Origin of the sequence: Parvibaculum sp. (genome assembly GCF_002684405.1) — a bacterium.
Taxonomy (GTDB): domain Bacteria; phylum Pseudomonadota; class Alphaproteobacteria; order Parvibaculales; family Parvibaculaceae; genus Parvibaculum.
This window is the reverse complement of the sequence record NZ_NYVD01000054.1, coordinates 1-9151: the sequence shown is the minus strand read 5'-3', so window position 1 is coordinate 9151 and position 9151 is coordinate 1. Positions and strand designations below refer to the sequence as shown.

At 63.5% G+C, this 9151-nt stretch carries 6 protein-coding genes and 2 pseudogenes; 7 read left to right on the top strand and 1 reads right to left on the bottom strand.

Features of this window, described 5'->3' with window-relative positions; all coding sequences use genetic code 11:
- From CMI59_RS04825 to CMI59_RS04810, 4 genes and pseudogenes are all read left to right on the top strand, one after another.
- A pseudogene (locus CMI59_RS04825) lies at nt 1-779 on the top strand (hypothetical protein); the annotation flags it as partial.
- Between the two features lie 148 nt (nt 780-927).
- A complete protein-coding gene (locus CMI59_RS04820; protein WP_293325486.1) occupies nt 928-4230 on the top strand; it encodes an autotransporter domain-containing protein in 3303 nt (1100 codons plus the stop codon).
- A gap of 193 nt (nt 4231-4423) precedes the next feature.
- Nucleotides 4424-5530 carry a glutathione S-transferase family protein gene (locus CMI59_RS04815; protein WP_293325484.1) on the top strand — a complete coding sequence of 369 codons (1107 nt, stop codon included), beginning with the start codon at nt 4424-4426 and terminating at the stop codon, nt 5528-5530.
- A 67-nt stretch (nt 5531-5597) separates the two neighbouring features.
- The gene (locus tag CMI59_RS04810; protein ID WP_293325481.1) at nt 5598-5885 is read left to right on the top strand and encodes an encapsulin-associated ferritin-like protein; all 288 of its coding nucleotides are present in this window, start codon (nt 5598-5600) and stop codon (nt 5883-5885) included.
- Between the two features lie 16 nt (nt 5886-5901).
- Here the strand turns inward: CMI59_RS04810 and CMI59_RS04805 are convergent, their stop codons facing one another.
- Entirely contained in the window at nt 5902-6696 is a 795-nt protein-coding gene (locus CMI59_RS04805; protein WP_293325480.1) for an SDR family oxidoreductase, read from the bottom strand.
- Nucleotides 6697-6873: 177 nt separating this feature from the next.
- Here CMI59_RS04805 and CMI59_RS04800 point away from each other — a divergent pair, with 177 nt between their 5' ends.
- The 3 genes and pseudogenes from CMI59_RS04800 to CMI59_RS04790 form a co-directional block, all read left to right on the top strand.
- Nucleotides 6874-7707: an enoyl-CoA hydratase-related protein gene (locus CMI59_RS04800; RefSeq protein WP_293325479.1), complete on the top strand. Its 834-nt coding sequence runs from the start codon at nt 6874-6876 to the stop codon at nt 7705-7707.
- 34 nt (nt 7708-7741) lie between these two features.
- Nucleotides 7742-8914 carry an alpha/beta fold hydrolase gene (locus CMI59_RS04795; RefSeq protein WP_293325477.1) on the top strand — a complete coding sequence of 391 codons (1173 nt, stop codon included), beginning with the start codon at nt 7742-7744 and terminating at the stop codon, nt 8912-8914.
- A 4-nt stretch (nt 8915-8918) separates the two neighbouring features.
- A pseudogene (locus tag CMI59_RS04790) lies at nt 8919-9151 on the top strand (hypothetical protein); the annotation flags it as partial.

Genomic DNA, 9151 nt, shown 5'->3' with positions numbered 1-9151 from the left:
GGGCCGAGGTGCCGGATATGGGGCCTGCGGGGCTTTCATCCGAGCCGGTCTGGGAAGAGGGCGACCGCGTCGCCGCCCAGCCCGACGCACTGGTTACGGAGCCTGAAAAAGACGACCGGCAGCGCCTGTTGAAGCCGCCGTTGGCAAGGCCGGACCGGGCGAACGCCGCCCCCATGCGCGTAGAAGCTCCCGCAGATGTACCTGTAGATGCGCCTGCGGATATGCCCGCCGATCAGTCCGTCGAGAAGCCCGCCGACGCCGCGTTTCTCTGCCTCGATGCCCCCAAGGGCATGACGGTGCCCGTGCCGGCGCCTTTCGACCGCTGGATGGTCCGGGTCTGCTCCGCGCAAGGCCAGGCGCTGGTGCCCGTCATGGGCGTCGTCTGGGTCGCGCATGGCAGCAGCGAAGCCGTCTCCATTCTTGCGCTCCCGCCCGGGCAAGCACCGAAACCCGCCTCGGACGGTTTCGATCCCCGCTATGCCTACCGCTTTACCGGGTTTGTCGGCCAGAAGGTGGAGGGCGAACGCCGAAAAGGGGCCGCCGCCTTGCTGGCGCAGGCGTCCGGCAAGGCGAAAGCGCCGCCTGCGGACGAAATCTGGCAGCTCGATGCCGTCTCCAATATCGACGCTACGCGATACAACATCTTCTTCTATCTTGAGGGAGGAGAGCCCACCCACATGATCGCCTGTCTCAATCAGTGCCGGGCGGCGCTCTTTCTCGATGTGCTGAGGGGGCGGGAGGCGAATGCGGCGCCGGCCGCCGGGTCGCTGCGCAGATAGGCCGCAGTTGGACCTTGGGTCGCGTGACTTTGTAAATCCGTCACGGAACGGAATCGTAAACGTCTCATTTTACCTTCAATTAAGCATGCTGATCTGAAGCGCCGGGGCGACCCGGCAGTTCCAAGTGCATGCCTGATTGGGGGGCCTGATGAAACATCGTGCGAGCGCGCGTATCGCTCCGACGCGCCTGATTGCGACCACCGCCATACTCCTTGTTCTGTCCGGCGGCGCCTATGCGCTTCCTGCGAGCAGCGACATTGCCGCCTCCACCACAGGCACGGCCCTGCCTGCCGACGGCGACACGGTGCAGCAAGGCGTGACGATCGACAATTCCGGTGCGACCGGCGATCCGACGATCACCACCCAGGACGACACGACCCTCACCAATAACGGCACCATCACCTCGGTTGCAGGCTCCTCCAAGGATGCGCTCACCGACGACGGCAGCGACGATGGCGACGGCGTGACCGTCACCAACAACGCGACCGGCATTATCCAGGCGCTGGGCACCGGCGACGCGATCAAGCTCGACGACGACGTGACCATCGTCAATGCGGGTACGATTTCCACCGTGGGCGGCGAGTCGGCCATCGAACTCGACAAGGATGGCGACGTCACCAATAGCGGCACGATCAGCGGTGCGACCACACCGGCTGCGGGCGACAATTCCTACGTCCTGCGCGTCGATCGCGGCACGATCCTGAACCAGTCGACGGGCGTCATCGAGGCCACCGGCAGCGCCACCACGCTGGACGGCTCTGGCGACAACGGCTCCAACATCTACGCCATTCGCGCCGGCAAGGACGATCCGACCACGGTGACCAACCACGGTATCGTGCGCGCCACCGGCGACGCAGTCAGCGTGGAGCAGGGCAACAAGGAAGGCGAGGTCGGCGGCATTCGTCTTCAGAGCGGCAGCTCGCTCGACAATTACGGCACGGTGGAAACCACCGGCAGCATCGTCATCGGCGCGGACACGAACAGCGATCCGACCGACGACGGATATGAGATCGGCGACATGTACGGCGTGCGCATCGATGACGATGGCGGCTCGGTGCACAATTACGGCACCGGCGTCATTCGCGGCGGCAAGCACGGTATCACCATCGACAAGGACGCCACTGGCGCGTCCGTGATCAACGAAGAGGGCGGCGTCATCACCGGCCTCAACGGCTCGGGCGTCGGGTCCGATGCGAAGAACGCCACGACCACGGTCACGAACTACGGCACCATCACCGGCACCTATAACGACGCCTATGCCTTCGGCGATGGCGACGGCGTGGATATCGACTATGAAGCCGTCATCTACAATTACGGCACCATCCGTGCGTCGGGCTCCAAGGGCACCAAGCCGGGCGAGCCGAACCCCAGCACCAGCGAAGGCATCGCAGCCGGCGGCGGCACCATCGTCAATGGCGACGCAACGCATACCGATGCGCTCATTTCCGGCGCCGATAACGGTATCCTGATCGATGACAGCAATGCAGGCGACGCCTTCTACGCCACGCAGGTGACGAACTACGGCGCCATTCGCGGCCTCGACGGCTACGCGATCAAGCTGGTCGGCAGCCAGGACGACACGGTGACGAACTACGGCACCATCTCCGGCACCGCCGACACCTCGGTTCTGCTGGGCGGCGGCAACGACACCTTCAACATGTATAGCGGTTCGGTCACCGGCACGGTGGATGCGGGCGCAGGCGGCGCCGATACGCTCAATATCGACATCCAGAACAGCACGCTCTCGCCCTTTCTGCTGGGCAATTCGCACTACGCCAATTTCGAGGTTACCACCATCACCAATGGCGTGGTCACTCTGACGGACGACTATTCGAGTGCGACGAGCTTCACCAATGCGGGCGCGCTCTCCGGCACGGGAACGGTCACGACGGCAAACTTCATCAACAATGGAGAGCTTTTCGCCGGCGGCATCGCCAGTAGCGGGAGCGCCTTGTCGCTCGGCACACTCGCTGTCACGGGCAACTTCACGCAAGGGGCGGGCGGCTCGCTCAATGTCGGCGTGAGCGGCAGCACCTCGAGCGAAGTGAGTGTGGGCGGAACGGCCACGCTCGATGGCGACCTCGTCGTGGGCGATTTGGAGTCGGGCTTCCGCGCCGACCTCACTTACACCATTCTCTCGGCCACGGGCGGCGTCAGCGGCAGCTTTTCCAATGTCGACAATGAGCTGACCTCGAAGCTTCTCGATCCGGTCGTCACCTACAACGCCAATGACGTCACGCTCGCTTTCGACCGCACCTCGACGACCTATTCGAGCCTCGCGGGCTCACCCGAAAGCGCCGCGCTTGCGGGCGTCATCGATGCCATCGAAGCCTCGAGCCCGACCGATCCGGACATTCAGGCGGTCCTCGGCCAGCTTGCAAGCTATGGCAGCGGAAACATTTCCGCCGCGCTCGATCAGCTTGCCCCCGATCTGTCCGATGCGTCGGGCATCACCATGCAGCAGCTCACCGGCCTTTTTCAGGGCAATGTGTTTGGTCATCTGGGCGGCGTCCGCGCCGCCTGGTCGGGGAATGACGGCGCGACGCGCCTTGCTTCCGCCGGCACGGATGGCGACCTGACCGCCTCGCTCATGGGCGCGCCCTCCTATCGCGCGGGCACGAGCAACGGCCTCTGGGGTCGCGGCTTTGGCACCTTCGGCGATGTCGCCTCGGATAGCGGCGCCGCCAACGGCTTCTCCTATCGCGGCGGCGGCCTTCAGGGCGGCTACGACATCGCGCTGGGCGAGACGAGCGCCGCCGGTGTCTCCTTCGGCTATGCCCGGACCGACTTCAGCCCGGACCGCGCGGGCAGCGACGGCTCGGTCGATAGCGTACTGGTCGGCCTTTATGGCACCACGCTGGCAGGCCCGGTGGACCTCTCCGGCCAGATCAGCCTGTCGTTCAACAGCTTCAAGTCCGACCGTCTGGTCAGCCTCGGCGCGGTCTCGGCCCATTCCGATTATGACGGCCTTGCCGTCAGCGGCAGCGTCGAGGCGGGCTATGCCATGACCATGGGCAAGGCGGTGATCCGCCCGGTCGCCGGGCTCGATGCGACCCATCTTCATACCGACAGCTACACCGAAACGGGCGCGGGCGGCTACAACCTCGCCATCGGCGCCAATAACGACTACCAGCTCCGATCCACTCTTGGCGTGCAGGCAACCGGCACGCTTGAGCCGGGTTTCCTCGGCAAGGTCCAGCCGACGGCGGATATTCGCTGGGGCTATGATATCCGGCAGGCCGACAAGGGCGTGACGGCGGCTTTCGCCGGTGCGCCGGGATCGAGCTTCACGCTCGAAACCAACAGCCAGGCCCGCAATGCGCTTCTGGCAAGCTTCGGCGCAGAAGCCTTTGTCGGCGAGCCGCTTCGTGTCGGCATTCAGGCGTCGGGCGATTTCCGCTCAGGCTCGAAAGCCTTCGGTCTCGGCCTTTACCTGCGCTACGACTGGTAAGAGGCGGCAGCTTGAACGGCAAAAGGGCCCGGCTTGCCGGGCCCTTTTCACGTTTGGCCGGGGACATCGGTCGTGCTGGTAGCGCTGGTGTGGCGAAGCAGGGAAGCGCCGGTGCGGATTGCGTCCCGTCCCGAGAGCGAATATGGAATGCTGTTCATGGATCGAGCAGCCATCGCGCGGGCGGGAGGAAAATATGACGAACGGGTACGAACTCTATGGCGCCGAGGTGAGCTATTTCACCGGCAAGGTCCGTGCCTATCTGCGTTACAAGAAAATCCCCTTTGTGGAGACGATCGCAAATCGCGAGGTCTACAAGACCGTCATCATGCCGCGCGTCGGCTGGCCGGTCATTCCCGTCATGGTGACGCCCGAAGGCGATACGCTTCAGGATTCCACCGACATCATCGACGCGCTGGAAGTGCGTTTCCCCGATCCCTCCATCTATCCCGCCACGCCGCGCCAGCGCCTCGCCGCCCTGCTGCTGGAGGTCTATGGCGATGAATGGCTGAAGATTCCGGCGATGCATTACCGCTGGACGAAGAACCGGGAGTTCGCGATCGCCGAATTCGGCCGCCTCTCGCGTCCCGACCTGCCGGTTGAGGCGCAGCGCAAAATCGGCGAGGAGATGGCGAAGCCCTTCGCCGGCGCGCTGCCCGCCCTGGGCTGCACGGAAGCGTCGGGCCCGGCCATCGAGCGGAGCTATGAAGGGCTTCTTGCCGAGCTGGAGGCGCATTTCGCCCATCACGACTATCTCTTCGGCTCGCGCCCTTCCATCGGCGATTTCGGGCTCATCGGCCCGCTCTATGCGCATCAATATCGCGACCCCGCATCCGGCGAGCTCATGAAGCGCGTCGCGCCCCATGTCGCAAAATGGGTCGAGCGGATGATGAAGCCGCCTCACCCCAAAGAGGGCGAGTTCCTGCCGGGGGACGACGTGCCCGACACGCTCATGCCGGTGCTTCAGCGCATGATGCGCGAATATCTGCCGGTTCTTCTCGCCACGGCGGAGCAGTTCAAAGCCTTCCTTGCCGCACAGCCGGACATGGCGAGCGGCGAGAAGGAGCTGCCCCGCGCCATCGGCATGCACGACTTCACGCTGGAAGGCGTGACGGAAAAGCGCGCCGTCTTCCTGTTCGATCTCTGGATGTTCCAGCGACCGCTCGACTATCTGCGCTCGCTGGAGGGCGCCGATGGCGAAGCGGTCGGGAAGCTGTTGAATATGGCGGGCGGGGAAGCGATGATGACCTTCCCGGACTATCCGCGGCTTGCCCGGCGCAATTTCAAGCACGCGCTCGCCTGACGCGACCGCATCCTGGACGGACGAAAAACGAAAACCGGATCAGCCAGATCAGAAAGAAGGATCGCCCATGTCGAGTGAAGGTCTCCACGAACCCTATGACAAGCTCTCCCCCGAAGCGCTGGACCTCCACCGCGCCATCGTCTCCCTGATGGAAGAGCTGGAGGCGGTGGACTGGTACAATCAGCGCGCCCAGAACACGACCGATCCCGAACTGAAGAAAATCCTCGAGCACAATCGCGACGAGGAAATCGAACACGCCGTCATGGTGATGGAATGGCTTCGCCGCAACAATGAGCGCTTCGCTCACGAGATGAAAGAGCGTCTTTTCAAGGACGCCACCATCGGCGAGGACTGATTACGCGCGGTTGACCTTATGCGCGGTTGACCTGACCGCCATCCACGACAAAGACTTCGCCGGTGACGAAGCTCGCGCGCGGACTTGCGAGAAAGAGCGCGGCATCGGCGATTTCTTCCACCTGGCCGAACCGGCCGAGCGCCACTTCGCGCTTGATCCAGCGGCCCCAGGCATCCGGTCTCTCATCCACTCTCTCCTGCCAGTTGCCGCCGGGAAAGATGATATTGCCCGGCGCAATGGCGTTGATGCGGATGCCTTCCTTGCCGACGAGCTTGGCAAGCGAGGTCGTGAAATGGTTCACCCCCGCTTTCGACGCGCCATAGGTGAGCGTCGTGCCGAGCGACTCTACGCCTGCGATGGAAGAGATGGTGATGATGTTCGCATCCTTGCGCTCTTCCGGTGGGCGCTTCAGGAAACGCCGTACCGCCTCGCGGGCGAGATAGACCGATCCGAAAAGATTCTGTTTGAAATCCGCTTCCCAGTCCTCGTCGCTGACGTCGAAGCCGAGCGGCGCGCGCCCGAGCCCCACATTGGCAACGGCGCAGTGAAGCGGCCCCAGTCGTTCCTCCGCGGCGTCGAGCGCGGCGACAAGACCGGCCGATGACGTCATGTCGCCCGCAATGGTGCAGAGCTGCGTTTCCGCCACGCCCTTGTCGATCAGCGTCTTGCGCGCCGCATCGAGGGAGGCTTCGCCGCGTCCCGTCAGCGCAACCCTCGCGCCTTCGCGCAGGAAGGCTTCCGCCATGCCGAAGCCGATACCGCGGCTCGCGCCCGCGATGAAGACGTGTTTGCCGCCAAGTTCCAGATCCATCTGTGCCTCCCTCTGTTCGCCGACACTGTAGCGCGGGGCGGGGACCGATCAAGCACACGACATTGACGTCGGGTTACGCAGGGTGTGCCGCCGGTCGCTTCCGTCCCGCTTGTGAGCGCTCTCCACGCTGCCTAGACTTCCCTCAAAAGAACAATGAGGAACTCTGGGAGGAGGACCATGCAATACGAACAGATCAAATCCGAAGCCCGCGACGGCGTGCTGTTGCTCACGCTCAACCGGCCGGACCGGCTGAACGCCTGGACGCCGCGCATGTCGGAAGAACTGGCCGATGCGATTACGAAGGCGAATGACGACGAAGACATCGGCGCCATTATCGTGACGGGCGAGGGGCGCGGCTTCTGCGCGGGTGCCGACATCGAAAGCACCTTCAAGACCCGCCTCGACGGCGAAGATCCCGGCAATGACACGAAGGGCGGTTCCGGTGGCCTGCCTGCCGGGCTCGACTGGATCGACCTCTGCCGCACCTCGAAGCCGCTCATCGCGGCGGTGAACGGTCCCGCCGTCGGCATCGGCGTCACGCAGATCCTGCCCTTCGACATGATCGTCGCCTCGGAAGAAGCGAAATTCGGTCTCGTCTTCGTGAAGATGGGCATCGTGCCGGAGCTTGCCTCCTCGCACTTCCTCGTCAGCCGCATGGGCTGGGGCAACGCCAGCGAAATGATGCTGACGGGCCGCATCTATCCGGCGACGGAAGCAAAGGAAAAGGGCCTTTGCGAATATGTCGTTCCGCATGCAGAGCTTATGCCGAAGGCGATGGAAGTGGCCGGTCTCATGTGCGAGAATCCCTCGCTCCAGCTTCGCATGACGAAGGAGCTTCTGACGGAAAATGCCTGCACCACGGATCTGACGCGCGCCCAGAAGCTCGAAACCGACGCCCTTCAGGAATGCTGGACGACGCCGGAACACCATGAGGCGGTAGACGCGTTCCTCAACAAGCGCAAACCCGACTTCAAGGCCGCGCGCGCGAGAGCGGGCAAGGCTGCCGAATAAACCCTGTCATATCTGTCTGGCAGGGAGGCCGGTCATGAAAAAGTTCGAGGTCGAGCGGATCCCCTTCTACCTGCACTGGGAGGAGAAATCCGCGTTCAAGGAAACCTATGCGGGTGCACATGACCGCATCGTGGTCGAAGGGCAATATCTGAAACCGAAGGATGCACCCTCGAAAACGGTGCTCGTCTTCATGCACCCGACGGGCACGATGAACCTTCTGCCCATGCCGAATGCGCTGGCGGCGGCGGGCATCCACGTCCTCACCTGCGGCAGCAGATACCCGCATAATGACAGCGCCCTCATCATGGAAAAGGTGCTGCTCGATCTCGGCGCCTATATCCGCTACGCGAAGGAAAAACTAGGCTTCGAAAAAGTGATCCTGGCCGGCTGGTCCGGCGGCGGCTCGCTGTCGGCCTTCTATCAGTCGCAGGCGGAAAAGCCTTCCATCACCGAAACGCCCGCGGGCGACCCCGTTGATGTGGCGGGCGCGACCCTCATCCCCGCGGACGCGGTGATGTTTCTCGCCGCCCATGTCAGCCTCGCCTTGACGCTCACCGAATGGCTCGACCCCTCGATCCGCAACGAACTCGATCCCGAAGACCGCGACCGCGAGCTCGACCTCTACGACCCGGAAAACCCGAACCAGCCGCCTTATGCGCCGGAATTTCTGGACCGCTTCCGCGCCGCCCAGATCGCGCGGTCCGAAAAGATCGACAACTGGGTAAAGGAAAAACTCGACCACCTGCGGAAAACGGGCCGTGAGAACGAGGAATATGCGTTCACCGTGCACGGCACCATGGCCGATCCGCGCTGGCTCGATCTCACCATTGATCCCAATGACCGCAAGGGGCCGAACTGGTGCTTCATGGGCGATCCGAAAATCGTCAACATGTCGCCCGCCGGGCTCGCGCGCTATTCTTCGCTCCGCGCCTGGCTCTCGCAATGGTCCTATGCCGAAAGCCGCGCCAACGGGCCGAAATGCGCAGGCGACATTTCAAAACCCGTCCTCGTCATCGAAAACAGCGCAGACGATGGCTGCACGCCGTCCCATGCCGCGCGCCTGTTCAAAGGCGTAAAGCACGATGACAAGGAGTTTCATCGCATCGAGGGCGCAACCCATTATTATATCGGCCAGCCGGACAAGGCCGCCGAAGCGGTCGGCGTGATAGGGAACTGGCTTCGGCAAAAGGGGCTGCTCGAGCAGTAACGATATGAATGGTGTAGTAACGGCGGGCGCGCCTGCGGGCGAGCGCAAGAGCTGGCGCGATCGCGACGGCGAGATTTCCTTTATCGAATGGGTGGATGAAAGCAATGCGGATCGTCCGACATTGCATTTCGCGCATGCCAACGGGTTCAATGGGCTGACCTATCGTCGGCTTCTGTCCCCGCTTGCGAAAGACTTCCGCATCCGCGCCTGGGATGCGCGCGGCCATGGGCTGACGTC